The organism is Stenotrophomonas sp. FSL W7-1447, from assembly GCF_037966425.1.
GTDB classification, from domain to species: domain Bacteria; phylum Pseudomonadota; class Gammaproteobacteria; order Xanthomonadales; family Xanthomonadaceae; genus Stenotrophomonas; species Stenotrophomonas pavanii.
This window is the reverse complement of record NZ_CP150199.1, coordinates 3,019,788-3,046,037: the sequence shown is the minus strand read 5'-3', so window position 1 is coordinate 3,046,037 and position 26,250 is coordinate 3,019,788. Positions and strand designations below refer to the sequence as shown.

Annotated in this window: 18 protein-coding genes; 10 read left to right on the top strand and 8 right to left on the bottom strand. The window is 66.8% G+C overall.

The window, feature by feature from the left end; all coding sequences use genetic code 11:
* The first annotated feature begins 83 nt into the window (after positions 1 to 83).
* Genes NSQ78_RS14310 through NSQ78_RS14290 form a run of 5 tightly spaced genes read left to right on the top strand, consistent with a single transcriptional unit; the run spans position 84 to position 5,475 of the window.
* On the top strand, positions 84 to 1,061 hold the full coding sequence (locus NSQ78_RS14310) for an FKBP-type peptidyl-prolyl cis-trans isomerase (RefSeq protein ID WP_032962085.1): 978 nt from the start codon (positions 84 to 86) through the stop codon (positions 1,059 to 1,061).
* 23 nt (positions 1,062 to 1,084) lie between these two features.
* A complete protein-coding gene (locus NSQ78_RS14305; RefSeq protein WP_064238852.1) occupies positions 1,085 to 2,434 on the top strand; it encodes a UDP-glucose/GDP-mannose dehydrogenase family protein in 1,350 nt (449 codons plus the stop codon).
* The gene (locus NSQ78_RS14300) at positions 2,427 to 2,669 is read left to right on the top strand and encodes a SlyX family protein (RefSeq protein WP_005410256.1); all 243 of its coding nucleotides are present in this window, start codon (positions 2,427 to 2,429) and stop codon (positions 2,667 to 2,669) included. Before NSQ78_RS14305 ends, NSQ78_RS14300 begins: the two co-directional genes overlap by 8 nt.
* A 10-nt stretch (positions 2,670 to 2,679) precedes the next feature.
* A complete protein-coding gene (locus NSQ78_RS14295) occupies positions 2,680 to 3,354 on the top strand; it encodes a DUF2058 family protein (protein WP_053460827.1) in 675 nt (224 codons plus the stop codon).
* 48 nt (positions 3,355 to 3,402) lie between these two features.
* The gene (locus NSQ78_RS14290; protein ID WP_064238851.1) at positions 3,403 to 5,475 is read left to right on the top strand and encodes an acyltransferase family protein; all 2,073 of its coding nucleotides are present in this window, start codon (positions 3,403 to 3,405) and stop codon (positions 5,473 to 5,475) included.
* 12 nt (positions 5,476 to 5,487) lie between these two features.
* On the opposite strand, the gene NSQ78_RS14285 is transcribed toward NSQ78_RS14290, so the two are convergent.
* The 4 genes from NSQ78_RS14285 to NSQ78_RS14270 all read right to left on the bottom strand — a co-directional run bounded on the left by NSQ78_RS14285 (position 5,488) and on the right by NSQ78_RS14270 (position 11,476).
* Entirely contained in the window at positions 5,488 to 6,672 is a 1,185-nt protein-coding gene (locus NSQ78_RS14285; RefSeq protein ID WP_064238850.1) for an MFS transporter, read from the bottom strand.
* A gap of 85 nt (positions 6,673 to 6,757) precedes the next feature.
* Positions 6,758 to 9,442, bottom strand: a complete 2,685-nt coding sequence (metH, locus tag NSQ78_RS14280; protein ID WP_064238849.1) for a methionine synthase — start codon at positions 9,440 to 9,442, stop codon at positions 6,758 to 6,760.
* On the bottom strand, positions 9,439 to 10,533 hold the full coding sequence (locus NSQ78_RS14275) for a homocysteine S-methyltransferase family protein (RefSeq protein ID WP_064238848.1): 1,095 nt from the start codon (positions 10,531 to 10,533) through the stop codon (positions 9,439 to 9,441). The genes metH and NSQ78_RS14275 overlap by 4 nt, the downstream gene beginning before the upstream one ends.
* 13 nt (positions 10,534 to 10,546) lie before the next feature.
* Positions 10,547 to 11,476 (bottom strand): metalloregulator ArsR/SmtB family transcription factor, encoded by a 930-nt coding sequence (locus NSQ78_RS14270; RefSeq protein ID WP_049465810.1) that lies wholly within the window; start codon positions 11,474 to 11,476, stop codon positions 10,547 to 10,549.
* Positions 11,477 to 11,629: 153 nt separating this feature from the next.
* Here NSQ78_RS14270 and NSQ78_RS14265 point away from each other — a divergent pair, with 153 nt between their 5' ends.
* A complete protein-coding gene (locus tag NSQ78_RS14265; RefSeq protein ID WP_049465813.1) occupies positions 11,630 to 12,778 on the top strand; it encodes an acyl-CoA dehydrogenase family protein in 1,149 nt (382 codons plus the stop codon).
* Between the two features lie 130 nt (positions 12,779 to 12,908).
* Positions 12,909 to 13,196, top strand: coding sequence for a hypothetical protein (locus NSQ78_RS14260; protein WP_053462550.1), 288 nt, complete (start codon positions 12,909 to 12,911; stop codon positions 13,194 to 13,196).
* Positions 13,197 to 13,304: 108 nt separating this feature from the next.
* Here the strand turns inward: NSQ78_RS14260 and NSQ78_RS14255 are convergent, their stop codons facing one another.
* The 3 genes from NSQ78_RS14255 to NSQ78_RS14245 are packed head-to-tail and all read right to left on the bottom strand — an operon-like array spanning position 13,305 to position 18,424.
* A complete protein-coding gene (locus NSQ78_RS14255) occupies positions 13,305 to 16,478 on the bottom strand; it encodes a multidrug efflux RND transporter permease subunit (RefSeq protein WP_053504758.1) in 3,174 nt (1,057 codons plus the stop codon).
* A 15-nt stretch (positions 16,479 to 16,493) separates the two neighbouring features.
* Entirely contained in the window at positions 16,494 to 17,768 is a 1,275-nt protein-coding gene (locus tag NSQ78_RS14250) for an efflux RND transporter periplasmic adaptor subunit (RefSeq protein WP_049465818.1), read from the bottom strand.
* Positions 17,768 to 18,424 carry a TetR/AcrR family transcriptional regulator gene (locus NSQ78_RS14245; RefSeq protein WP_049465820.1) on the bottom strand — a complete coding sequence of 219 codons (657 nt, stop codon included), beginning with the start codon at positions 18,422 to 18,424 and terminating at the stop codon, positions 17,768 to 17,770. Before NSQ78_RS14245 ends, NSQ78_RS14250 begins: the two co-directional genes overlap by 1 nt.
* Positions 18,425 to 18,674: 250 nt before the next feature.
* Between NSQ78_RS14245 and NSQ78_RS14240 the strand changes: the two genes are divergently transcribed.
* The 3 genes from NSQ78_RS14240 to NSQ78_RS14230 all read left to right on the top strand — a co-directional run bounded on the left by NSQ78_RS14240 (position 18,675) and on the right by NSQ78_RS14230 (position 25,608).
* Positions 18,675 to 23,651, top strand: a complete 4,977-nt coding sequence (locus tag NSQ78_RS14240) for an NAD-glutamate dehydrogenase domain-containing protein (RefSeq protein ID WP_053504756.1) — start codon at positions 18,675 to 18,677, stop codon at positions 23,649 to 23,651.
* A 191-nt stretch (positions 23,652 to 23,842) separates the two neighbouring features.
* Positions 23,843 to 24,616, top strand: a complete 774-nt coding sequence (locus NSQ78_RS14235; RefSeq protein ID WP_049465824.1) for an NAD kinase — start codon at positions 23,843 to 23,845, stop codon at positions 24,614 to 24,616.
* A 47-nt stretch (positions 24,617 to 24,663) separates the two neighbouring features.
* A complete protein-coding gene (locus tag NSQ78_RS14230) occupies positions 24,664 to 25,608 on the top strand; it encodes a 5'-nucleotidase (RefSeq protein WP_019660382.1) in 945 nt (314 codons plus the stop codon).
* Positions 25,609 to 25,659: 51 nt separating this feature from the next.
* Here NSQ78_RS14230 and NSQ78_RS14225 read toward each other — a convergent pair whose 3' ends face one another.
* The gene (locus NSQ78_RS14225) at positions 25,660 to 26,211 is read right to left on the bottom strand and encodes a DUF2939 domain-containing protein (protein ID WP_064238847.1); all 552 of its coding nucleotides are present in this window, start codon (positions 26,209 to 26,211) and stop codon (positions 25,660 to 25,662) included.
* Between the last annotated feature and the right edge of the window lie 39 nt (positions 26,212 to 26,250).

Below are 26,250 nucleotides of genomic sequence, written 5' to 3'. Positions count from 1 at the left end.
TGCCTCGACATCGACGGCATGCGTGCGACAATGCTTCTTTTCGCGCCGACGTCGGCGCCCAGACACTTCCAGGAATGCAGCGAATGAAGATGGGAATGCGCGGCGCCGCGGCGTCGGTTCTGATTCTGGCGATGGGCACTTCGGGTGTCGCTCTGTCGCAACAACCGGCTGCCCCCGCAGCCGCCAAGGAGACCGCAACCTTGAATTCCCCCAAGCAGAAGCTGGGCTACGCCATCGGCCTAGACGTCGCCAAGTCGTTCACCCCGATCGCCGATGAGATCGATGTGGCCGCGCTGCGCACCGCCGTGGAACGTTCGTTCGAAGGCCTGCAGCCGCAGATCACCCAGGAACAGGCCAAGGCCACCGATGCCGCACTGCGCCAGGTCGTGATGGCCCGCAGCGGGCAGCAGGTGCCGGGCATGGCGCCGGGTTCGCAGCCGCCGAAGGTCGACCGCGTCAAGGTGTCGCAGATGATCGGTTCCTACTCGGTCGGTCCGTCGCTGGCACAGCTGAAGGATGACATCGACGTCGCCTCGCTGTTTGACGCGATCAGCACTGGCCTGAGCAAGGGTCAGCCGAAGATGACGGAAGCTGACGCGACCGCCACCATCCAGGCGTTCATGGGCAGCAAGCAGGCCGAAATGCAGGCCAAGGCCGCCGCCGCTGCGCAGACCAATCGCGAGGAAGGCAACGCGTTCCTGGCCAAGAACAAGACCCAGCCGGGCGTGGTGACCACCCCGTCGGGCCTGCAGTACCAGGTCATCCGCCCGGGCAGCGGCGAGCGTCCGCTGCCGAGCAGCAAGGTGCGCGTGAACTACGAAGGCAAGCTGCTCAACGGCACCGTGTTCGACAGCTCCTATGGTCGCCAGCCGGCCGAGTTCGGCCTGGACCAGGTGATCAAGGGCTGGACCGAAGGTGTCGCGCTGATGCCGGTCGGTTCGAAGTACCGCTTCTGGATCCCGGGCGAGCTCGCCTACGGTGAGAACGGCACCCCGGGTGGCCCGATCGGCCCGAACGCGACTCTGACGTTCGACGTCGAGCTGCTGGGCGTCCTGCCGTAAGCGACCACGGAGCCAGCACGGACATGCGCGTTGCGATTTTCGGTACCGGTTATGTAGGGCTGGTGACCGGTACCTGCCTGGCCGATGTCGGCCACCAGGTGGTCTGCGTCGATATCGACCAGGCCAAGGTCGATGGCCTCAACCAGGGCATCATCCCGATCTATGAGCCGGGCCTGGAACCGATGGTGAAGGCCAACCACGCCGCGTCGCGGCTGACGTTCACCACCGATGCCGCAGCCGCGATCGGCCACGGCCAGGTCGTGTTCATCGCCGTCGGCACGCCGCCGGACGAGGATGGCAGCGCTGATCTGCAGTACGTGCTGGCCGTGGCCCGCACCATCGGCCAGCACATGAGCGTGCCGACCGTGGTGGTCAACAAGTCGACGGTGCCGGTGGGCACCGCCGACAAGGTACGCGCGGCCATCGCCGCCGAGCTCGCCGCACGGGGGGCCGACATCGCCTTCGACGTGGTCTCCAATCCGGAATTCCTGAAGGAAGGCGATGCCGTTGCCGACTGCATGCGCCCGGACCGCATCATCATCGGTGCGACCAGCGCCGAGTCGGTGGCGGTGATGCGGCGCCTGTACGCGCCGTTCAACCGCAACCACGACCGCGTGGTGGAAATGGACGTGCGCTCGGCCGAGCTGACCAAGTACGCCGCCAACGCGATGCTGGCGACCAAGATTTCGTTCATGAACGAAATCGCCAACATCGCCGAGCGTGTCGGCGCCGATGTGGAACAGGTTCGCCAGGGCATCGGCTCGGATCCGCGCATCGGCTGGCACTTCATCTACCCGGGCGCCGGTTATGGCGGCTCGTGTTTCCCCAAGGATGTGCAGGCACTGGCCCGCACTGCGCAGCAGGCTGGCCTGGAGCCGAAGCTGCTGAACGCCGTCGAAGCGGTCAACGATGCGCAGAAGGGACATCTGTTCGCGCTGATCCAGCGTCATTACGACAAGGGCGAGGATGAGGGCGTGCGTGGCAAGACCTTTGCCGTGTGGGGCCTGGCCTTCAAGCCGAACACCGATGACATGCGCGAAGCCTCCAGCCGCCGACTGCTGGCGCAGCTGTGGGAAGGCGGTGCAACGGTGCGTGCCTACGATCCGGAAGCGATGCACGAATCGCAGCGCATCTTCGGCGAACGCGATGACCTGGTGTTCTGCAGCAGTGCCGACGAAGCGCTGCAGGGCGCGGATGCACTGGTCGTGGTGACCGAGTGGAAGCAGTTCCGCAGCCCCGATTTCCAGAAGCTGCGCGAGCAGCTGAAGGACGCGGTGGTGTTCGACGGGCGCAACCTGTACGAGCCGGCGGATGTGGAAGCGGCGGGCCTGGCGTACTACGGCATCGGCCGGGGGCGCTCGCTGCATGTCTGACCTGCTGCCAACCGAACGCGAGCAGGCGCTGGAAGCGCGCCTGGTCGAGCTGGAGATGCGCGTGTCCTTCCAGGAGCAGGCGCTGGCCGAACTGAGCGATGCGCTGGCCGATGCCCGCATGCAGGGCATGCGCAACGCCGATGTGCTGCGCGTGCTGCTGGAAGACCTGGGCAAGGTCCGCAACGCATTGAATTCTTCCGATCCGGCGAGCGAACCGCCGCCGCCGCACTACTGATCCGACCTCTATGAGCGATACCCTCCGCGACCAGCTGCTGGGCCTGGGCTTCAAGCCTGCGCCCAAGCCCGAGCGCAAGAATGATGCCCCCCGTCGTGACGGCCGCCCGCAGGGCAAGGGTGGCAACGGCAATGGAAAGCCGCAGGGCGCTGGCAAGGGCGAGCACACGCCCGGTGAGCGTCGTGGGCATGGCCGTGGCGGCCCGGGCAAGCCTGCTGGGCAGGCCCGCAGCCAGGGCCCGCGCAAGCCGCGCAGCGCCGAAGAGATGGATCTGGCCAAGGCCTATGCCATTCGCGCGCAGCGGGAAAAGGAAGAGCGCATCGAAGCCGAGCGCCTGAAGCAGGAAGAAGCACGCGTCCGCCGCGAGGCGAAGGCCAAGCTGGAAGAACTGCTGAAGGACAAGAGCCTGAATGCCGAGGCGGCCGACATTGCCCGCCACTTCCCGTACGGCGGCAAGATCAAGCGCATCTACGTGACCGCCGAACAGCTGACCGCGCTCAATGCCGGTGAGCTGGGCGTGGTCCAGCTCAATGGCCGTTACCTGCTGGTGACCGCCGAAGTGCTGGCCGAGTGCGAGGCGGTGTTTGCCGCATCGGTGGCGCTGAAGGTCGATCCGAATGCGCCGGCCGAAGAAGATCCATACGCCGATCCGCAGTACCAGGTACCGGACGACCTGGTCTGGTAAACGCGTGACCGCCGCGGGCGCGCTGCCGTCGCGGCCGTGGGGGAAGGGATGACCGCTGATCCAAGCCGCGGCTATGTGCCGCACATTGACGGCCTGCGTGCGATCGCCGTGCTGGCCGTCATTCTGTTCCACCTGGACCCGGCCTGGCTGCCGGGCGGGTTCACCGGCGTGGACGTGTTCTTCGTCATCTCCGGTTTCGTGGTCAGTGCGTCGGTACATCGGCTGCCGCCGCTGTCGCTGGGGCAGTCGATGCTGCGCTTCTATGCGCGCCGCATCCGTCGCATCGCGCCGGCGTTGCTGGCCTGCCTGTTGCTGACCGCCGTGGCGAGCGTGCTGTTCATTCCCGAGTCGTGGCTCAGCGAAGCCAGCGACAAGACCGGGCTGATGGCGTTCTTCGGCTTCAGCAACTGGGTGCTGGCGGCGATCGGCAACGATTACTTCGCGCCCAAGGCCGAGTTCAATCCCTACACCCATACCTGGTCGCTGGGTGTGGAAGAGCAGTTCTACCTGTTGTTCCCGTTGCTGTTCCTGGCGTGGGCACGCGGCGTACGCGGGCGTTGGATCAGTCTGGGTCTGTTCGCCCTGGTTAGCGCGGCATCGCTGCTGCACGCTGCGGTGCTGGGTCTGCGCGAGGCGCCGCCGTCGTGGGCGTTCTATGCCACCAGCACCCGCCTCTGGCAACTGGGCGTGGGCGTGCTGCTGTTCCAACTGCTGCACGTGCGCGAATCGCTGGACCCGGCAGCCGGGCAGGCGCTGAAGCGCGCTGCGCCGGTGTTCTCCCTGCTGGCTCTGATGGCGCTGGCCCTGCTGGGGTGGGCGCTGTGGTCCGCGCGTGCCGGGCGTTCGCCGTGGCCTGACGGCCTGCTGCCGGCCTTCGCCACCGCGGGCCTGCTGTGGGCGCTGCATCATCATCCGCAGGCATGGGTGGCGCGGCTGCTGGCCAGCGCCCCGATGCGCCGCATCGGCCTGCTGTCGTACTCGCTGTATCTGTGGCACTGGCCGGTGTTCGTGCTGATGCGCTGGACCGTGGGCCTGCAGACACCGGTGCAGATGACCGTTGCGATGGCGCTGGTGCTGCTGCTGTCATGGGTATCGTGGCGCTGGGTCGAGCAACCCTTCCGCGGCCCGTTGTCGCAGCGTCTGCGTCCAGGCCGGTGGGTGCTGAGCGGCGCGGTCGTACTGCTGTGTGCTGCCGGCATCCAGTCATTGCTCTACCTGCAGGCGCCGCGGCTGTCGCTGAGTACCGTCAGCCGGCATCCGGCCGATTGGTACCCCAACGGCAAGAGCGTGGCGGGTGATTATCCTGATTGTGCTCTGATGGTCGCGAAGCATCGATTCGAAGGCGGCAGTGCGCGGACCTTTGCTCGTGGAAACTGCGACCGCCCGCTGCCGGCCGGTGCGCCGAAGCGCGTGTTTGTTGCCGGTGATTCGCATGCGATGGCCTACATCGAGCTGCTGCAGCGGCTGGCGCTGGAAACCGGCTCTGAGGTCTCCCTCTATGGCCGCGGCGGATGCCCGCAGGTGAGCCTGCAGAAGTGGCGCGGTGCCGGGGCCGGTTGCGCCGATTTCGACGCAGCGGTGTTCGCCGACATCGCGCAGCGCGCGCAGCCGGGGGACGCCGTGGTGCTGGTATCGCTGCGGGTGCCGCGCCTGTCGGATCAATTCGTGCTGTTCGACGCCGACGCGCAGTTGGCGGGCGAACTGACGGCAGAGGCCGCGGCAGGACGCGACGCCGAAGTGGCCGAGGCGGTCGCGCAGTGGCGGCCCCTGGCCGAGCGTGGCGTACGCATCGTGCTGGAGGCGCCCAAACCGGTGCTGCCGGCGCCGCCCTATCGCTGCTCGGACCGCTTCAATGCGCGCAACGAGGTCTGCCGCAACGGCCTGGACAGCACGCGCGTCGCGATGGAAACGTTGCGGGCACCCATGCTGGGCAGCCTGCGGCAGGTGGTCGATGGACTGCCGGGCGGCGTGCTGTGGGACCCGATGCCGGTGCTGTGCGACGACGCGTTATGTCCAGCCCAGCGCGATGGACGGCCGCTGTTCTTCGATGGCGATCATCTCAGTGCGCACGGCAATCGCGTGCTGCTGCCGTCGCTGCAGCAGGTGGTGCTGCAGCGCTGAACCGGAGCGTTGTCAGTGTGCGTTGCGGGGCCGGCGCGCACGTATCAGCGGCAGGCTGAGCGCGAAGAAGCAGAGCAGGGCGCCGACCAGCGCGAAGCCGCTGCCGGCCAGGAAGGCCGTGCGGCCGTCGTCGATCTTCCACAGCTGACCGGCGATCAGTGCGCCCAGCACGCCGCCCACGCCGGACGAGAAGCCGTACAGCAGGCCCTGGCCGTGACCGTTGAGCCGGCCCGGGAAGTAGGTGGCCAGCATCTGCATCGCAGCCGCGAAGAAGGCGGCAAAGCCCAGCGCATGCGCGGTCTGCGCCAGCAGCATCACCGGCAGGTTTTCGGGGAACAGGGCGGTCACCGCCCAGCGCAGGCAGGAACTGACCAGCGCGATCAACAGCATCCAACTGGCGTCATAGCGGCGGAAGAAACGGCCGATGGTGAAGAACACGCCGACTTCGAAGACGACGCCGATGGTCCACAGCAGGCCGAGCGTGGAGGTGCGGTAACCGTGATGGTCCATGTAGACCGAAAAGAACGTGTAGTACGGGCCGAATGACAGCTGCTCCATGAACGCGGCCAGGAAGAAGGCCAGCACCGGCGGGCGGCGCACGATCTGCCAGAAGCCGCTCGCATCGCCCTGGGTCCTGCCGATGTCGCGCGCATAGTGGTTGCTGAAGGCCGAGGCCACCAGCAAGGCGAACAGCGGCAGCATCATCCAGGGCAGCAGCCCGGCGCGGCTGGCCGTGCCGTCACCTTCGATCAGCCAGCCGAACAGGGTCACGACGGCGATGAAGCCGAGCGAGCCCCAGACCCGGATCAACCCGTAGCGATGGCTGTCGTTGCCCAGATGGGTGAGGGTGATCGACTCGAACTGCGGCATCACCGCGTTGTAGAAGAAGCAGAACACCACCATCGCCGGGTACATCCACGGCTGCGGCAGCGGCAGCAGGAAGGCGGCGAAGCTGAGCAGGGTCAGCACGCAGCCCGCGCGGAGCAGGCGGATCGGTCGCGGTGATGCGGCCGCCAGCGAGGTCCAGGTGCTGGGTGCGATCACGCGGGTGGCATACCACAGGCCCATCATCACGCTGATCGCGGTCACGCTCATGCCGCGCGCGGTCAGGAACAGGCTCCAGTACGGAGTGAACGCGCCCAGCGCCGCGTAGTAGAACAGGTAAAAGCTGGAGAGGCGGGCAACGGGAACGGTCATTGCGGAATGATGAGGCAAAAAGGGGACGGAGGGGATTAAGTCGCGAATGCATAAACGACTTAATCCCCTCCGTCCCCTTTTTGTGTCATTCGGGGTCGTAGTCGAGGTTGGAGGCGAGCCAGCGTTCGGCTTGGGCGCGGTCAACGCCCTTGCGGCGGGCGTAGTCGCTGACCTGTTCGCGGCTGAGCCGGCCGACCACGAAGTACTGGCTCTGCGGGTGGCTGAAGTAGTAGCCCGAAACGGCGGCCGTGGGCAGCATCGCGAAGCTCTCGGTCAGTTCCATGCCGGCGTTTGCTTCGGCCTGCAGCAGGTCGAACAGGCGCCGTTTCTCGCTGTGCTCCGGGCAGGCGGGATAGCCGGGCGCCGGCCGGATGCCGCGGTACTGCTCGTCGATCAGGGCGTCGTTGTCCAGCGCCTCGGCGCGGTCATAGCCCCAGAATTCAGTGCGCACGCGCTGGTGCAGGCGCTCGGCCAGCGCTTCGGCGAAGCGGTCGGCCAGTGCCTTCAGCAGGATCGCGTTGTAATCGTCATGGTCCGCCTCGAAGCGCGCGACGTGGGCATCGATGCCGATGCCCGCGGTGACCGCGAACGCACCGATCCAGTCCTGGCGGCCGCTGTCGGCGGGAGCGATGAAATCGGCCAGGCAGAAGTCCGGCCGCTCGGCCGGCTTGTCGACCTGCTGGCGCAGGAAGTACAACGTAGTCTCGCCCTGGGGGTGCTGCACGCGCACGTCGTCGCCGACGCTGTTGGCCGGCCACAGGCCGAACACGGCCTTGGCGGTCAGCCACTTTTCTTCGACGATGCGGTCGAGCATCGCGCGGGCATCCTTGTACAGATCGCTGGCCTGGGTGCCGACAATCTCGTCGGTGAGGATGGCCGGGAACTTGCCGGCCAGTTCCCAGGCCTGGAAGAACGGCGTCCAGTCGATGTAGTCGACCAGTTCGGCCAACGGGTAGTCGTCGAACACATGCAGGCCGGGCTGGCGCGGTGCCGGTGGCGTGTAACTGTCCCAGCCGCCCTGGAACTTCTGCGCGCGTGCATGCTCCAGCGTGACCAGGCGCTTGGCGTCGCCACGGTTGCGATGGCGCGCGCGGATTTCGGCATAGTCGGCCTCGTTGGCGGCGACGAAGGCCTCGCGCAGGTCGCGCGAGATCAGCGACTGGGCCACGCCCACCGCGCGCGAGGCGTCCTTCACCCACACCGTCGGCGCCTTGTAATGCGGGTCGATCTTCAGCGCGGTGTGCGCGCGCGAGGTGGTGGCGCCGCCGATCAGCAGCGGCAGGTCGAAACCCTGGCGCTCCATCTCGCGGGCGACGTGGCTCATCTCCTCCAGCGACGGCGTGATCAGTCCGGACAGGCCGATCAGGTCGGCATGGTGCTCGCGGGCGGCATCCAGGATCTTCTGCGCCGGCACCATGACGCCCAGGTCGACCACGTCGAAGTTGTTGCAGGCCAGGACCACGCCGACGATGTTCTTGCCGATGTCATGCACGTCGCCCTTCACCGTGGCCATGATGATCTTGCCGTTGCTCTTGGCGGTGTCACCGCTGCGCGCCTTCTCGGCCTCGATGTAGGGCAGCAGGTAGGCCACCGCCTTCTTCATCACGCGCGCGGACTTGACCACCTGCGGCAGGAACATCTTGCCCGCACCGAACAGGTCGCCGACGATGTTCATGCCATCCATCAGCGGGCCTTCGATCACGTCCAGCGGTCGGCTGGCGGCCTGCCGGGCCAGCTCGGTGTCTTCCTCGACATAAGCGTCCAGGCCGTGCACCAGGGCATGGGCGAGGCGCTGCGCGACAGGCTTCTCGCGCCAGGCCAGGTCCTCCGCCTTCGCTGCGCCCTTCCTGCCCTTGTAACGCTCGGCGATCTCCAGCAGACGCTCGGTGGCATCGCTGCGGCGGTTGAGGATCACGTCCTCGACGCGTTCGCGCAGCTCCGGCTCCAGCTCGTCATAGATCGGCATGGCACCGGCGTTGACGATGCCCATGTCCATCCCGGCCGCGATCGCGTGGTACAGGAACACCGAGTGGATCGCCTGGCGCACCGTTTCATTGCCGCGGAAGGAGAACGAAACGTTGGAGACCCCGCCGGAGACATGGCAGTGCGGCAGCGTCTGCTTGATGATGCGGGTGGCTTCGATGAAGTCCACCGCGTAGTTGTCGTGCTCTTCGATACCGGTGGCGACGGCGAAGATGTTCGGGTCGAAGATGATGTCCTGCGGCGGGAAGCCGATCTCGTCGACCAGGATGCGATAGGCGCGGGTGCAGATCTCGACCTTGCGCGCGCAGGTGTCGGCCTGCCCGTTTTCGTCGAAGGCCATCACCACCGCAGCGGCACCGTAGCGCAGCACCTTGCGTGCATGTTCGCGGAACAGCGCCTCGCCTTCCTTCAGCGAGATCGAATTGACCACGCTCTTGCCCTGCAGGCACTTCAGCCCGGCCTCGATCACGCTCCACTTGGAGGAATCGACCATCACCGGGATGCGGGCGATGTCCGGCTCGGACATGATCAGGTTGAGGTAGCGGGTCATTGCCGCTTCCGAATCGATCAGGCCCTCGTCCATGTTGACGTCGAGGATCTGCGCTCCGCTGGCGACCTGCTGGCGGGCCACGTCCACCGCCTCTTCGTAGCGGCCTTCCTTGATGAGCTTGCGGAACTGCGCGCTGCCGGTGACGTTGGTGCGCTCGCCGACGTTGATGAACAGCAGGTCCGGTGTGATGACCAGCGGCTCCAGGCCGGACAGGCGGGTATAGGGCGGGGTGCTCATGCGGCCTGCTGCTCCCGGGAAGCGGGCAGGGCGCGCGGCGGCAATCCGGCGACGGCCTGGGCGATGGCGCGGATGTGCGCGGGCGTGGAGCCACAGCAGCCGCCGACCAGGTTCAGCAGGCCATCCTCGGCGAAGCCGCGCAGGGTGGCGGCCATCTCTTCCGGCGTTTCGTCATATTCGCCGAAGGCGTTGGGCAGGCCCGCATTGGGGTGGGCGCTGACGTGGCAGTCGGCGACCTGCGAAAGGGTTTCCACGTGTGGTCGCATCGCCTCTGCACCCAGTGCGCAGTTCAAGCCGATCGACAACGGCCGCGCGTGTGCCAGCGAGGCGTGGAACGCTTCGGCGGTCTGCCCGGACAGCGTGCGCCCGGAGGCGTCGGTGATGGTGCCGGAGATCATCACCGGCAGGCGTGCGCCGCGCGCGTCGAACGCTTCTTCCAGCGCATACAGCGCCGCCTTGGCATTGAGCGTGTCGAAGATGGTCTCGACCATGAGGGTGTCGGCGCCCCCGTCGATCAGCCCTTCGATGGCTTCCCGGTAGGTGTCGCGCAGCTCGTCGAAGCTGGTGTTGCGGAAGCCCGGATCATTCACGTCGGGGCTGATCGAGGCGGTGCGGCTGGTCGGGCCGATCACACCGATGACGAAGCGTGGCTTGCCGGGCGTGGTTGCAGCCACCGCATCGCAGCAGGCGCGTGCAACCGCCGCCCCGGCCTTGTTCAACTCGTACACCAGGTGCTCGAGGTGGTAGTCGGCCTGGCTGACCGAGGTGGCGTTGAAGGTGTTGGTCTCGACCAGATCCGCGCCTGCTTCCAGGTAGGCGGTGTGGATGTCGGCGATGATCTGCGGACGGGTCAGCAGCAGCAGATCGTTGTTGCCCTTCAGATCATGGCCCTCGGGGGCGCCGTGGTCGCAGCCGGGGCCATGTGCATGGTCATAGCCACCGGCGAAGCGCTCGCCCCGATAGTCGTCTTCCTGCAGGCCATGGCGCTGGATCATCGTGCCCATCGCGCCGTCGATGATCAGGATCCGCTCGCGCAGGGCGTCGAGCAGGGCGTTGGCACGATCAGGATGCAACCAGGGCAGGGCAGGCATGGCAGTCTCGGGCTCAGGGCTTGTTGGCGATCAGCGAAATCACTTCGAAGTGCGGCGGACGCTTTTCGCGGGTGACCGTCTCCAGGCTGGACACCTGCAGGCCGGCCTTGTCGACGAACCTGCGCAGTTCCTTGTCGCTGAAGCCAAGGTTGACGTGGCCGTAGGCTTCCACCGCGGCCTTGTGTTCGTGGCGGGCCAGGCTGCACAGCAGCAGGCGGCCACCCGGGCGCAGCACGCGCGCGGCTTCGGTCACCGCCTGCGCCGGCTTGCTGGCGTAGGTCAACGCGTGCATCAGCACCACCAGGTCGAAACTGCTGTCCTTGAACGGCAGCGCGTGCATGTCGCCTTCGCGCACTTCCACATTGGGCAGGCGGCGCAGGCGCTCGCTGGCGGCGGCGACCACGCGCGCGCTGGTATCGATGCAGATGTAGCGCTTGGCATGCGGGGCGACGAGTTCGGCCAGCACGCCGTCACCGGAGGCGATGTCCAGCACGTCGCCGGTTTCCAGCAGCGGCAACGCGGTACGCGCCAGGGCCTCCCAGGTGCGGCCCGGCGAGTAGTGGCGCTCCATGTCGCCGGCCACGCTGTCGGCCCAGTTCTGGTCCGAGGCGCGGTGGGCCAGCACGGCGGCAACGCGCTCGGCGTCCTGCCGCAGCAACGGGTCGTCGCTTCCGTTGCTCAGGGCATGCCACAATGCGCGCTGCGCCGGGTCCAGCTGGGCCTCGTCGAAACGGTAGTAGGCCGACACGCCGGCACGGCGGTCGCGGACCAGGCCGGCTTCCTTCAGGCGCGCCAGGTGGGTGGACACGCGCGGCTGCGCGAGCCGGGTGATCGCCGACAGTTCGGCCACGGTGAGTTCCTCCTGCTCCAGCAGCGCCAGCAGGCGCACGCGGGTCGCATCGGCGAACACCTTCAGGCGGGTCGACCAGTCTTCCAGATCCATAAATATCTACCTATCGCGATATAGAGATATATTCGCCGAGAAGGCCTCCCGCGGTCAAGTCGCCAGCGTACGGAAACAGCCGGGCCCCGGTACAATCGGGGCACCTGGGCGCGCCGTATGCGGCCCATAACTTCATGTACCCGGGAGGGTGTTGTGGATTTCAGCTTTACCGAAGAGCAGTTGATGCTGCAGGACGTGGCGCGGCGCATCGCGCAGGAGAAGATCGCCCCCAGCGCGGAGCATCACGACCGCACCGGCGAGTTCCCGCTGGACAACATCCGCCTGCTGGGCGAGAACGGCCTGATGGGCATCGAAGTGCCGACCGAATACGGCGGTGCGGGCATGGACCCGGTTGCGTACGTGCTGGCGATGGTGGAGGTCGCCGCCGCCGACGCCGCCCACTCGACCATCATGTCGGTCAACAACTCGCTGTTCTGCAACGGCATTCTCACCCATGGCAGCGAACAGCAGAAGCAGACCTATGTGCGTGCGATCGCCGAAGGCACGGCCATCGGCGCGTTCGCGCTGACCGAGCCGCAGTCCGGCTCCGATGCCACCGCCATGCGCTGCCGCGCGGTGAAGCAGGCCGACGGCACCTTCGTCATCAACGGCAAGAAGAGCTGGATCACTTCCGGCCCGGTGGCGAAGTACATCGTGCTGTTCGCGATGAGCGAGCCGGACAAGGGAGCGCGTGGCATCACCGCCTTCCTCATCGATACCGACAAGGCCGGCTTCGGTCGCGGCAAGACCGAGCCGAAGCTGGGCATCCGCGCCTCGGCCACCTGCGAGATCGAGTTCAACGATTACGTGGCGCAGCCCGAAGACGTGCTGGGCCAGGAAGGCGAGGGCTTCAAGATCGCGATGGGCGTGCTCGATGCCGGCCGCATCGGTATCGCTTCGCAGGCCATCGGCATCGCCCGTGCCGCCTATGAAGCGACCCTGGACTACGTGAAGGAGCGCAAGGCGTTCGGGGCGCCGATCGGTACCTTCCAGATGACCCAGGCCAAGATTGCCGACATGAAGTGCAAGCTGGATGCAGCGCTGCTGCTGACCCTGCGTGCGGCATGGGTGAAGGGCCAGGGCAAGCGCTTCAGCACGGAAGCGGCCGTGGCCAAGCTGACCGCCTCGGAGGCGGCGATGTGGATCACCCACCAGGCGGTGCAGATCCACGGCGGCATGGGGTACTCGAAGGAGATGCCGCTGGAGCGTTACTTCCGTGATGCCAAGATCACCGAGATCTACGAAGGCACCTCGGAAATCCAGCGACTGGTCATCGCCCGCAACGAAACCGGGCTGCGCTGAGACGCAACGGCCGCGCCGCTGCAATGGCGGCGCGGCCAGTAGATCGGCGCCATGCGTGGATGCGCCGTGCTCTTGGCCGAACGATGCCGGATCTGTTCCAATGCAGGCCGTTTCCACACGGTCTGCACAGATGATCTATCGTGGTTGGGGAATCCTGACACTGGTCACGCCGATCGCAGCGATCCTGCTGCTGGCGTATTTCTTCCCGCACGCAGGCCCCAAGGGCAACATCCCGCTCCCGCAGGTGTTGCTGGGTGCCGGAATTGGCGCGGCAGTGAACGTGCTGCTGGGCCTGTGGCTCAACCGTGCACCCCGGCAGAAGGGTGAAGTCGCGCCCCATCATTTCTTCTTCGTGCCGATGCAGTGGGCCGCGCTGGTTCTGGTGGCAGTGTGCGCGGTGGTCGCGCTGCTGCGCTGAGGCGTTGCCCGAAGCGCGCCAACCAAGGTTGGCATGCATTCGAGAGCAGCGACAAAAAAAAAGGCCCCGGATCGCTCCGGGGCCTTTTCGTTTCAGCGCACCGCCGGATCAACGATCCGGGCGGTGGGCGGACTCGGCGTCCCGCTGGCGTTCCATGAACTCCTTCGACGGTTCATCCAGCTTGTCGCCCAGCATGCGGCGCACAACCACGAAGAACACCGGGATCATCAGCAGGCCGAGCAGGGTGGCGAACAGCATGCCGCCGATCACGCCGGTACCGATGGCGTGGCGGGAGTTGGCGCCGGCGCCGGTGGAGATCGCCATCGGGATCACGCCCATGATGAACGCGAACGAGGTCATCAGGATCGGGCGGAAACGCAGGCGGGCCGCCTCGATGGTGGCATCGCGCAGGTTCTTGCCTGCTGCGCGCTGCTCCACCGCGAACTCCACGATCAGGATCGCGTTCTTTGCCGCCAGGCCGATCACGGTGATCAGGCCGATCTTGAAGAACAGATCGTTGGGCAGGCCGCGCAGCATCGACAGGCCGAGGGCACCCAGCACGCCCAGCGGCACGACCAGCAGCACCGCCACCGGGATCGACCAGCTTTCATACAGGGCGGCCAGGCACAGGAACACCACCACGATCGACAGCACCAGCAGCAGCGTGGCGGCATTGCCGGCCAGGATTTCCTGGTAGGACATGCCGGACCAGTCGTAGCCGAAGCCGGCCGGCAGGTCGTCGTTGACGATGCTCTCCATGGTCTGCATCGCTTCGCCCGAGCTGGTGCCCGGGGCCTGCGAGCCGACGATGTTGATCGCCGAGTAGCCGTTGTAGCGGCTCAGCGACGGCGGTGCCGACACCCATTCGGACTTGACCACCGTGTTGAGCGGGATCATCGCATTGGTGCCATCGGCGTTCTGGGTCAGGGTGGAGGGGCTGTAGAAGCTCTTCAGCGACTCCTGGCCGGTGCGGTACGGGCCATCGGCCTGCATGGTCACGCGCTTGATGCGGCCTTCGTAGAAGAAGTCATTGACGTACACCGGAGCCAGCATCAGCTGGATGGTGCTGTACACGTCCGACACCGACATGCCCATCGACTGCGCCTGCACACGGTCCACGTGCAGCTGCAGCTGCGGGGCGTTCTCCAGCCCGTTCGGACGCACGCCGACCAGGGCTTCAGGCTTCTGCGCGGCCTTGCCCAGCAGGATGTTGCGCGCCTGGGTCAGCTGCTCGTAGCCGGCACCGCTGCGGTCCTGCAGCCACATGTCGAAGCCGCCGAACTGGCCAAGGCCCTGCACGGTAGGCAGGTTGACCACGAAGATCTGCGCTTCCTTGATACCGTAGAACGCGCCGTTCATGTTCTGGATGAACTCCGGCGCGGTGAACTTGCGTTCCTCCCACGGCTTCAGGCGGATGAAGCCCATGCCCACGTTCTCGCCGGAACCGACGAAGCTGAAGCCGGCCACCTGCAGCATGCCTTCATAGCCATCCTGCTTTTCCAGGATGCCGCGCATCTGCGCGAACACTTCGTTGGTCTGGCCCTTGGTCGAGCCCGGGGGCAGCTGCACGATCGCCAGCGCATAGCCCTGGTCTTCTTCCGGCAGGAAGCTGCCCGGCATGCGGGTGAACAGGAAGCCGCACAGCGCGGTCAGCACCACGAACAGGATCATCCAGCGCGGGGCATGGCGCACCGCCGAGGTGATGTGCCCCACGTAGGTGTGGCTGATCTTGTCGTAGTACTTGTTGAAGGTGCGGTAGACGATGTTCGGGTTGTCGTTGTGCGTCGGCTTGAGGAAGGTCGCGCACAGCGCCGGGGTGAAGCCCAGCGCCAGGAACGCCGAGAACGCCATCGAGATGGCGATGGTCAGCGCGAACTGCTTGTAGATCTCACCGGCGGCACCGCCCTGCAGGGCGGACGGGATGAACACCGCGGCCAGCACGACGGTGATTGCCACCACCGCGCCGGTGATCTGGGTCATCGCCTTCTGCGTGGCCGGCTTCGGCGCAAGGCCTTCCTCGCTCATGATGCGTTCGACGTTCTCGATCACCACGATCGCGTCGTCGACCACGATGCCGATCGCCAGCACCATCGCGAACAGGGTCAGCTGATTGATCGTGAAGCCGATCATCCACATGCCCAGGAAGGTACCGAGCAGGGCGACGGGGATGACCAGGGTCGGGATCAGGGTGGCGCGGAAGTTCTGCAGGAAGATCAGCATCACCAGGAACACCAGCAAGACCGCTTCAAACAGGGTCTTGACCACTTCCTGGATCGAGATCTTGACGAACGTGGTGCTGTCGTACGGCGAGAACCAGGTCACCCCGGACGGGAAGCTGGGCTGCAGCTCGTCCATCTTGGCGCGCACCGCTTCGGCCACGTTCAGGGCGTTGGCGCCCGGCAGCAGCTGGATGGCGAAGGCGCCGGTCGGCTTGCCGTTGTACTGGGTGTCGAAGCCGTAGTTGTTGGCACCGAAGGCGACGCGGGCGATGTCCTTCAACAGCACGCGCGAGCCGTCAGCGTTGGCGCGCAGGATGATGTTCTCGAATTCCTGCGGCGAGCTGAAGCGGCCTTCGGCCGAGACCGTGGCGGTGAAGTGCTGGCCTTCCGGCGACGGGTCCGAACCCAGCGCACCGGCGGCGAACTGCACGTTCTGCGCACGTACCGCGGCCAGTACCTGGCTGGCCGACAGGCCATAGCCCTGCATCTTCTCCGGGTTCAGCCAGATGTTCATGGCGTACTCGGAACCGAACTGCTGGGTGCTGCCGACGCCGGGGATACGCGAGACCTGGTCGAGCACGCGCGAGCCGACGATGTCGTTCAGCGCGTCACGGTTGATGGTCGGGGTATCGGACTGCAGCGCCACCACCATCAGGAAGCCGGCGTTGGCCTTGGCCACCACCACGCCCTGCTGGGTGACTTCCGAAGGCAGGCGTGGCGTGGCCAGCGAGACCTTGTTCTGCACCTGCACCTGGGCGATGTCCGGATCGGTACCGGTCTCGAAGGTCAGGGTGATCTGCGCACGTCCGTTGGAGGCGGACGAGGAGCTGAAGTACAGCAGATGATCGATGCCGGTCAGCTGCTGCTCGATCACCTGGGTGACCGACTTTTCCGTGGTATCGGCGCTGGCGCCCGGGTAGGTCGCCGAGACGGTGACCTGCGGCGGGGCGATGTTGGGATAGGACTCCACGCCCAGGTTGAGGATCGCGATCACGCCGCTGAGCGAGATCAGGATCGCTACCACCCAGGCGAAGACTGGATGCTCGATGAAAAATTTAGGCATGACGGAAGGTTCCCGTTACTGCTTGTTCGAATCGGTGGCGGCCGGCTTGGCCGCATCGGCCTGCTCGGGCTTGGCCGCGTCGGCCGGTGCCTGGCCCGCGGCCGGCGCTGCCGCAGCCGCGGCCGGTGCAGCGCCGCCTGCGGCCGGCTTGCCGCTGGCGTCCTGCCCCGGGGTCCACGGCTTGGCCACGGCCGGTGCACCTTCCTTGACCTTCTGCACGCCGGCCACGATCACCTTGTCACCGGCGGCCAGGCCGTCGCTGACCAGCCAGTTGCCGTTCTGCGCGCCATCGGTCTTCACGTTCTTGCGCACGACCTTGCCGTCGGCGCCGACCACCATCACGTAGCCGCCGTTGGTATCACGCAGCAGGGCCTGCTGCGGCACCAGATAGGCGTTGTTGCGCTCGCCCAGGTTGGCCTGGAAGCTGACGAAGGCACCCGGCAGCAGGATCTGCTGCGGGTTCGGCAGCAGCGCACGCAGCGACACCGCGCCGGTGGCCGGATCGACCGTGGTCGAAGAGAAGTCCAGCGTGCCCGGCTCGCTGTAGGTGCTGCCATCGGCCAGCTTCACGGCCACCGTGGCCTTGCCGTCGCCGGACAGCGCCAGCGCGCCCTTGGCCTGCTGCGCACGCAGCTGGGTCAGCTCATCCACGCTGAGCGAGAAGTTCACATACAGCGGGTCGAGCTGGTCGACGGTGGTCAGCAGGGTCACATCGCCCTGGCCGACCAGCGCGCCCTCGGTGACCTGCTGCTTGTTGGCCACGCCACTGATCGGCGCGGTCACTTCGGCGTAGCCCAGGTTGATCCGCGAGGAGGTCACTGCCGCTTCGGCCTGCTTGACGGCGGCCAGGGCGGTGCGCTCGGCCGATTCGGCGTTGTCCAGGTCGGACTTGGAGACGAACTGCTGCGGGGCCAGCGAGCGCGCGCGATCGGCGGCGACCTTGGCGTTGGCGTAGGTGGCGCGGGCCGAGGCCAGCTGGGCCTCGGAGGCGTTGAGCGAAGCACGCAGCGGCGCCGGGTCGATCAGGAACAGGGTCTGGCCCTGCTTTACCTGCGAGCCTTCCTGGTAGACGCGCTTGAGCAGCACGCCCGGCACGCGCGCGCGCACGTCGGCGCTGCGGAACGGCGACAGGCGGCCGACCAGCTCACGCTGCAGGGGCAGGGTCTGCGGCTTGGCGTCGATCACGCCCACCTCCGGCGGCGGGGGCGTCTGCTGTTCCGGCTTCTTGCAGGCAGCCAGCGCGACAGCAACGGCGCACGTCAGGGCAAGGGTGCGGAGTGGGGCGGTCATCAGGAGGAACTCCGGGGTTGGTTTGTAGACGGGGCCGGCGACGGCTGTGGCGCGAACGCGCGCAGGAAGCTGTCGACGGAGAACTCTGCCCAGCGCCGACGCAGCAGTGCGTCATCACGATGGGGCGTATGGAAGCGCTGTTTGTCGAAATCCTGACCGGCGATCATGCTCAGCAGCAGTTCGGCCATGAAGTGCGGGTCGTCATGCCGGAGCTGGCCTTGCATGCAAACGGTTTCAATCCATTCAGCAAGATGAAGCGTCAGCGCGCCGGCACCATGCCGGTAAAGCGTACGCGCCTCTTCGGGAAACTGGGACGCCTCGGCGGCGATCAGCCGGCAGGCCTGGCCCACGTGCGGTTGGTTGAAATGCTCCAGGAAGTCGGTGGCGAACTGGAGCAGGCTGGCACGCAGGTCGTCACCGCGGAGTGCACGAAGCATGGCCCCGGTCGCGTGGCCGACATGGCGCTGCATCACCCGGCGCAGCAGTTCCTGTTTGCTGCCATAGCGTGAATACAGGGTCTGCTTGGAACAGCCGGCCTGCTGGGCGACCGCCTCCATGCTCATCTGCATGCCCTGCCGGGCGAGCAGGTCGCGCACGGCATCGAACACGCGCTGGTCACGCGCGTCGAGGGCAACGGGGAGGTAGGCCGGGTTCACGCGGTGGACTATACCGTCCAGTTCAGGATTGTGGAATGCAATCCGCGTCGCCGCGTGTGTCTTCCGGTAACACGTTTTGCCGATCCTGCCGGCAGTGCCGAAATGGTCGCCACGCCCATACCGGTGCGAACTGAATAGGCGTCTAAACCGCAGCAAACCCGAATCTGCTTATTCCGTCCTGCAGCAAGGCCTTTTCGCGCCGTAGGGCTACAATTTCATTTTCCCAACTGAGCAAGCGCATCGCTCTGCCATGAAACCGCAAAAAACCGCAGCCAAGACCGTGAAAAACAAGACGAAACCAGCAGAGTCGGAGGTCGCAGTGACCGCTGGTTTCTCCCTGGAGCCGGTGTACACGGCCTTGCGCAAGCGCTACCCCGCGGCCGCACAGGCCGAAGCAGTGGCCTTTGCCACTGACTTCTACAAGCGCATGGAGTCGGACGAGTTCCCGCACCACAGCGCTGAAGAGTGGGCCGCTCTCGCGGCTGAGACGCTGGAATTCGCCCGTGCCCGCAAGGCCGGCAAGGCCAACGTCCGCGTGTTCAATCCGACCGCGAAGGCCAACGGTTGGGAATCGCCGCACACCGTGCTGCAGATCGTCAACGATGACATGCCGTTCCTCGTCGATACGGTCACCATGTCGCTGGCCGAGCAGGGCGTGGGCGTCCACGTGCTGGGCCACCCGGTGCTGCGCTTCACCCGCGACAAGGCCGGCAAGCTGGTCAAGGTCGGCGAGGGCGATGCCGAGTCGGTGATGCTGCTGGAGATCGACCGCCAGCCGGCTGACGCCATGGCCGCCATCGAACAGGCCATCAACAAGGCGCTGGACGAAGTACGTGCGATCGTGCGCGACTGGCAGCCGATGAAGGACAAGGCGCTGGCGCTGGCCGACGACCTGGGCAGCCGCCAGCTGCCGGTCGACGCGGCGTCGCGCAAGGAGGCGCAGGAGTTCCTGCGCTGGGCTGCCGACAACCACTTCACCTTCTTCGGCTACCGCGAGTACCGCGTCGAGAAGCAGGGCAAGGAAGAGGTGCTGGCGCCGCTGAACGACACCGGCCTGGGCCTGATGCGCGGCAAGGACAAGTCCGCCGCCCGTCCGGTCAAGACTCTGGCCGCGCAGGGTCTGAACACCACGTCCGGGTTGAAGGACGCGCTGATCCTGACCAAGACCAACGCCCGTTCGCGCGTGCATCGCGCCGGTTACATGGACTACATCGGCGTGCTGGAATTCGACGCCAAGGGCAAGATCATCGGCGAGCAGCGCTTCCTCGGCCTGTTCACCTCCAGCGCCTACAACCGCCGCCCGTGGGAAATCCCGCTGGTGCGCCAGCGCCACGAGCACGTGATGAAGCAGTCGGGCCTGGCCCCGGCCAGCCACAGCGGCAAGGCCCTGCGCCACATCCTGGAAACCCTGCCGCGCGAAGAGTTGTTCCAGTCCAGCGAGGACGAACTGTTCCGCACCGCGATGGGCGTGCTGGGCCTGCAGGAGCGCGTGCGCAGCCGCCTGTTCCTGCGCCGCGACAAGTACAGCCGTTTCATCTCCGCGCTGGTCTACCTGCCGCGCGAGCGCTTCAACACCGACGTGCGCCTGCGCATCGAAGCGATGCTGAAGGACGCACTGCACGGTGAGTACGTCGACAGCTCGGTGGTGCTGGGCGAATCGCCGCTGGCGCAGGTGCACCTGATTGTGCGCCCGAAGCCGGGTGAGATGCTCGACGTCGATACCGCCGACCTGGAGCAGAAGCTGGCCCAGGTGCTGCGCAACTGGCAGGACGACCTGCGCGAAGCGCTGGTGGCCCGCCACGGCGAGACCGAAGGCCTGCGCATCGCCGCCCGCATCGGCAAGGCACTGCCGGCCGGCTACATCGAAGACAACAGCACCGCGGTTGCCGCCAACGATGTCAGCCAGCTCGATGCGCTGACCGGCCCGGACGACCTGCGCCTGAGCCTGCAGGCCGTGCCGCGCGAAGGCGGGGATGGCCTGCGCCTGAAGCTGTACCGCCAGCTGGACGACATTCCGCTGTCGGACGCGCTGCCGATGATGGAGAACATGGGCCTGCGCGTGATCGCCGAGCGCCCGTACCGCCTGACGGTCGACAACGCCCCGGTGTACGTGCAGGACTTCGAGGTCGAGTCGACCGCCGGCGCGATCGATGCCGCCAGCGTCGACGAGGCTTTCGGCGAGACCTTCGCCCGCGTCTGGCATGGCGACGCCGAGAACGACGGTTTCAACCGGCTGGTGCTGGCTGCCGGCCTGCACTGGCGCCAGGTCGCCATGCTGCGTGGCTACTGCAAGTACCTGCTGCAGACCGGCGTGCCGTTCTCGCAGGCGTACGTGGAAGGCACCTTCGCGCGCTACCCGCTGCTGGCACGCCTGCTGGTGGAACTGTTCGAAGCCCGCTTCGATCCGGCCACCGGCCACGAGAGCAAGGATGACATCGCCGCCGGCCAGGCCCAGCTGAAGGCCCACTTCGACGTGCTGGCCGCTGGCGACGACGCCACGCTGAAGGTGCTCAAGAGCGTGGTCGATGCCCGCAAGGGTGACCGCGACGCGCAGATGCAGGCCGCGCGCGATGCGCTGCTGAAGCTGATGGACCGCGTGTCCAGCCTGGACGAGGACCGCATCCTGCGCTCGTTCATGGGCGTGATCGACGCGACCCTGCGTACCAGCTACTACCAGACCGATGCCAACGGCCAGCACGGCCATGTCATCAGCTTCAAGTTCGATTCGGCGCTGGTGCCGGACCTGCCGAAGCCGCGCCCGTACCGCGAGATCTTCGTCTACGGCCCGCGCGTGGAAGGTACCCACCTGCGCTTCGGCGCGGTCGCCCGTGGCGGCCTGCGCTGGTCGGACCGTCGTGAGGACTTCCGTACCGAAGTGCTGGGCCTGGTCAAGGCACAGATGGTCAAGAACACCGTCATCGTGCCGGTCGGCGCGAAGGGCGGCTTCTTCGCCAAGACCCCGCCGGTGAACGGCGACCGTGATGCGATCTTCGCCAACGGCGTGGCCTGCTACAAGCTGTTCATCCAGGGCCTGCTGGACATCACCGACAACATCGTCAACAACAAGATCGTGCCGCCGGTGGATGTCGTGCGCCACGACATGGACGATCCGTACCTGGTGGTGGCGGCCGACAAGGGCACCGCGACCTTCTCCGACATCGCCAACGGCCTGGCCATCGCGCACGGCTTCTGGATGGGCGATGCGTTCGCCTCGGGTGGCTCGGTGGGCTACGACCACAAGGGCATGGGCATCACCGCGCGCGGCGCGTGGGAATCGGTCAAGCGCCACTTCCGCGCCCTGGGCCGTGACAGCCAGAGCCAGGACTTCACCGCAGTCGGCGTCGGCGACATGTCGGGCGACGTGTTCGGCAACGGCATGCTGCTGTCGCGCCACATCCGCCTGGTGGCTGCATTCGACCACCGCCATATCTTCCTGGACCCGAACCCGGACGCGGCCACGTCGTTCGTCGAGCGCGAACGCCTGTTCACCCTGCCGCGTTCCAGCTGGGCTGATTACGACACCAAGCTGATCAGCAAGGGCGGCGGCGTGTACCCGCGCAGCCTGAAGTCGATCGAGATCACCCCGCAGGTGCGCGAAGCGCTGGGCCTGGACGAGAACGTCAAGGCGCTGTCGCCGAACGATCTGATGAGCGCGATCCTGAAGGCTCCGGTCGACCTGTTGTGGAATGGCGGCATCGGTACCTACGTCAAGGCCGCCAGCGAGCAGCACAGCGATGTCGGCGACCGCGCCAACAACGCGCTGCGCGTGAACGGTGGCGAGCTGCGCTGCAAGGTGGTGGGCGAGGGCGGCAACCTGGGCATGACCCAGTTGGGCCGCATCGAGGCTGCCCAGGCCGGCGTGCTGCTCAACACCGACTTCATCGACAACTCGGCCGGCGTCGATACCTCCGACCACGAAGTCAACATCAAGATCCTGCTCAACGATGTGGTGCGGGCCAAGAAGCTGACCGTCGAGCAGCGCAACAAGCTGCTGGCGTCGATGACCGACGAGGTCGCCGAGCTGGTGCTCAACGACAACTACCGCCAGAACCAGGCGCTGAGCCTGATGGAGCGGATGGCGGTCAAGCGCCTGGGGTCCAAGCAGCACTTCATCCGCACCCTGGAACAGCAGGGCCTGCTCGACCGCCAGATCGAGTTCCTGCCGTCCGATGCCGAGCTGTCGCAGCGCAAGGCACGCGGCCAGGGCCTGACCCGTCCGGAGCTGTCGGTGCTGCTGTCCTACTCCAAGCTGGTGGCGTTCAACCAGCTGCTGGATTCGGACATTCCGGAAGATCCGTACCTGTCCAAGGAGCTGCAGCGCTACTTCCCGACCCCGCTGCAGAAGAAGTACGCCGACGCGATGGAGCGTCACCGCCTGAAGCGCGAAATCATCGCCACGGCCGTGACCAACCAGACCATCAACCGCATGGGCGCCACCTTCCTGATGCGCATGCAGGAAGACACCGGCCGTTCCATCGCCGAGGTTGCCAAGGCCTACACCATCAGCCGTGAAACGCTGGATGCACGTGCACTGTGGGCGCAGATCGACGCGCTCGACGGCAAGGTGCCGGAGTCGGTGCAGATCGACGCACTGGAAGTGATCTGGAAGCTGCAGCGTTCGTTCGTGCGCTGGCTGCTGTCGCGGCCGGGCGCGATGCCGGGCATCACCGAGGCGGTCAACCGCTACCAGGGCCCGTTCAACGACATCCGCGTTGCTTCGGGCGTGCTGCCGGATTCGCAGCGTCCGACCTACGAAGCCCTGGTGGCCGAGTGGAAGGAAAAGGGCCTGCCGTCCGCGCTGGCGCAGCAGCTGGCCGAACTGCACTTCCTGGAGCCGGCGTTCGACATCATCGAGCTGGCCCGTACCCGCAAGCTGAAGCCGGTTGACGTGTCCAAGGTCCACTTCCGCCTGGGCGATGCCCTGCAGCTGCCGTGGTTGTTCGAGCAGGTCGACGCGCTGGAGGTCAACGGCCGTTGGCATGCGGTGGCACGTGGCGTGCTGCGTGACGAACTGGCGGCCAACCACCGCAACCTGGCAGGCCAGGTGCTGGGCACCAAGGGTGGCAGCGCCGAAGCCAAGGTGGCGGCCTGGATGGGTCGCGATGACAACAGCCTGCGCTTCACCCTGGCGATGCTGGCCGAACTGGCCGAGCAGAAGACCCTGGACTACCCGACCGTCTCGGTCGCGGTGCAGCGCCTGGGCCAGCTGGCCGCGCATGGTGCGTAAGTGAAGTAGTGCCAGGCCATGCCTGGCATGCGTGAACCGGAACGGCCCCGCGAAAGCGGGGCCGTTCTGCATTGCCGGGTAGTGCCGGCCGCTGGCCGGCAACCGCATGAACCGCAACCGGCTGCTGTTGCCGGCCAGCGGCCGGCACTACCGGGTATGCTCTTGCTGGCACACCCCACCCGGATCCACCGATGAGCGACACCCCCCGCATCGCTTTCCTGGCCAGCACCACCGAACCTGCGCAGATGGCCCGCGCGGCGATGATTTCGCGTTATGGCGATCACACGCCGGAGCAGGCCGACGTGCTGTGCCCGCTGGGCGGCGACGGCTTCATGCTGCAGACCCTGCATCGGCACGGGCACCTCGGCAAGCCGGTGTTCGGCATGAAGCTGGGTACCGTCGGCTTCCTGATGAACCAGTACCGTGGCGACGACGACGTGCAGGCCCGCATTGCGCGCGCCGAACCGGCCAACCTGCGCCCGCTGGAAATGGTGGCGCTGACCGAATCGGGCACCAGCACCGGTTCACTGGCCTACAACGATGTCTCGCTGCTGCGCCAGACGCGCCAGGCCGCGCATATCGGTATCGACCTCAATGGCCAGGAGCGCGTCGCCGAACTGATCGGCGATGGCGTGCTGGTGGCCACCCCGGCCGGCAGCACCGCGTACAACTACTCCGCGCATGGCCCGGTACTGCCACTGGGCTCGCATACCATCGCCCTGACGCCGTTGGCGCCCTATCGCCCGCGGCGTTGGCGCGGGGCGATCCTGAAGGCGGATACCGAGGTGCGCTTCCGCGTGCTCGATCCCTACAAGCGTCCGGTCAGTGTCACCGCTGATTCGCACGAGACCCGCGACGTGGTGGAGGTGACCATCCGCGAGTCCAGGGACCGCCGCGTGACCCTGCTGTTCGACCCGGAGCACAACCTGGAAGACCGGATCCTGAGCGAACAGTTCGTTTTTTGAGGACAATAGGCGGCCGGCCGTGCCGACCGCTTGAAGGACCCCCACCGATGGGCGACAACTCCCCCCGTTTGCTGACCGTCGCGGTGACCTCGCGCGCGCTGTTCGACCTCGAAGAAAGCCACGCACTGTTCGAGAGCGATGGCGTGGCGGCCTACGCCGAGTTCCAGCGCCAGCACGAGGACGACATCCTCGGCCCCGGCGTGGCCTTCCCGGTGGTGCGCAAGCTGCTGGCGCTGAACCAGGGCGCCAGCCCGGAGAACCCCCGGGTCGAGGTGATCCTGCTGTCGCGCAACTCGGCCGACACCGGCCTGCGCATCTTCAACTCGATCCAGCACTACGGCCTGGGCATCATCCGCGCGACCTTCACCGCCGGCGAGCCGACCTGGCCCTACGTGAAGCCGTTCGGCACCGATCTGTTCCTGTCGGCCAACCCGGAATCGGTGCGCAGCGCGCTGCGCCATGGCATCGCAGCGGCGACCATCCTGCCCAAGCCGCCGGGCGAGACCGCGGCCGCAGCAGCCGACCAGATCGACATCGGTCGCCCGGCCGGCCAGCTGCGCATCGCCTTCGACGGCGATGCGGTGATCTTCGGCGACGAGAGTGAGCGCATTTCGCGCGAGCAGGGCGTTGAAGCGTTCGGCCGGCATGAGCGCGAACGGGCCCGCGAACCGCTCAGCGGGGGCCCGTTCCGGGGCTTCCTGTCGGCCCTGCATACGCTGCAGGAAGTCTTCCCGGCCGGCGAGAGCGCGCCGATCCGCACCGCGCTGGTGACCGCGCGTTCGGCGCCGGCGCATGAACGGGTGATCCGCACGCTGCGCGAGTGGGGCGTGCGGCTGGACGAAGCGCTGTTCCTCGGCGGCCGCCACAAGGGGCCGTTCCTGCAGGCGTTCGGTGCCGACATCTTCTTCGATGATTCGCAGCACAACATCGACAGCGCCCGCGAGCATGTGGCCGCCGGCCACGTGCCGCACGGCGTCGCCAACGAGGGCTAGGGGCTGTCGTTGCCGCCCCTGGTCGGCATTGCCGTCAGGCCACGGGTCCGGTCACGGGCTGGCGGACAGCCCCAGCTGCAGGTCCACCACCTTCCAGCGCAGGCCCTGCGGCTCCAGCACCACCTTCAACGGCGGCTGGCCGGGGCCGCGATCGACATCGATCACGAAGCGGTCGAATGACTCGAAATGGTGTTCGGCCTGCTTCAGGGGCTGCGCCGGCTCGGTCGGGCCGAACGCATCGCCGCCCTGCAGTTCATTGCGGCCGCGCTTCCACAACACGTGGCCCTGCAGCATCGCGCCGATCCCGGTCGGGGTCACCAGGGTGTCCACCGCAGCGCCACCGAGCTGATCACCCAGGCCGTAGAGCAGGGCGCCGAACGGGCTGGCCGCCACCTCGGGGCCGGCCTGGCTCACCAGGTAGTCATTGAGCTGCGCGCGCAGGCTGCTGCGCACGCGCGGGAAGTCGACGTAACGTTCCAGGCGCGCGGTGTCGCGCTGCTCGATGGCCTTGGACAGGCCGTTGACCGTCAGGTACGGGCCGCCGAACCACCAGGCCGCCAAGGCCAGGACCAGCAGCACCACAAGCGCGGAGAGTTTCTTCATGGCGACCAGACTGCCGCAACCGCGGCAGTACCGGGTGAA

Excerpts from the sequence above, each read along its gene's own strand:
- NSQ78_RS14310 (WP_032962085.1), top strand. The coding sequence starts at position 84 with ATGAAGATGGGAATGCGCGGCGCCGCGGCGTCGGTTCTGATTCTGGCG.
- NSQ78_RS14305 (WP_064238852.1), top strand. The coding sequence starts at position 1,085 with ATGCGCGTTGCGATTTTCGGTACCGGTTATGTAGGGCTGGTGACCGGT.
- NSQ78_RS14300 (WP_005410256.1), top strand. The coding sequence starts at position 2,427 with ATGTCTGACCTGCTGCCAACCGAACGCGAGCAGGCGCTGGAAGCGCGC.
- NSQ78_RS14295 (WP_053460827.1), top strand. The coding sequence starts at position 2,680 with ATGAGCGATACCCTCCGCGACCAGCTGCTGGGCCTGGGCTTCAAGCCT.
- NSQ78_RS14290 (WP_064238851.1), top strand. The coding sequence starts at position 3,403 with ATGACCGCTGATCCAAGCCGCGGCTATGTGCCGCACATTGACGGCCTG.
- NSQ78_RS14285 (WP_064238850.1), bottom strand. The coding sequence starts at position 6,672 with ATGACCGTTCCCGTTGCCCGCCTCTCCAGCTTTTACCTGTTCTACTAC.
- metH (WP_064238849.1), bottom strand. The coding sequence starts at position 9,442 with ATGAGCACCCCGCCCTATACCCGCCTGTCCGGCCTGGAGCCGCTGGTC.
- NSQ78_RS14275 (WP_064238848.1), bottom strand. The coding sequence starts at position 10,533 with ATGCCTGCCCTGCCCTGGTTGCATCCTGATCGTGCCAACGCCCTGCTC.
- NSQ78_RS14270 (WP_049465810.1), bottom strand. The coding sequence starts at position 11,476 with ATGGATCTGGAAGACTGGTCGACCCGCCTGAAGGTGTTCGCCGATGCG.
- NSQ78_RS14260 (WP_053462550.1), top strand. The coding sequence starts at position 12,909 with ATGATCTATCGTGGTTGGGGAATCCTGACACTGGTCACGCCGATCGCA.
- NSQ78_RS14255 (WP_053504758.1), bottom strand. The coding sequence starts at position 16,478 with ATGCCTAAATTTTTCATCGAGCATCCAGTCTTCGCCTGGGTGGTAGCG.
- NSQ78_RS14250 (WP_049465818.1), bottom strand. The coding sequence starts at position 17,768 with ATGACCGCCCCACTCCGCACCCTTGCCCTGACGTGCGCCGTTGCTGTC.
- NSQ78_RS14240 (WP_053504756.1), top strand. The coding sequence starts at position 18,675 with ATGAAACCGCAAAAAACCGCAGCCAAGACCGTGAAAAACAAGACGAAA.
- NSQ78_RS14235 (WP_049465824.1), top strand. The coding sequence starts at position 23,843 with ATGAGCGACACCCCCCGCATCGCTTTCCTGGCCAGCACCACCGAACCT.
- NSQ78_RS14230 (WP_019660382.1), top strand. The coding sequence starts at position 24,664 with ATGGGCGACAACTCCCCCCGTTTGCTGACCGTCGCGGTGACCTCGCGC.
- NSQ78_RS14225 (WP_064238847.1), bottom strand. The coding sequence starts at position 26,211 with ATGAAGAAACTCTCCGCGCTTGTGGTGCTGCTGGTCCTGGCCTTGGCG.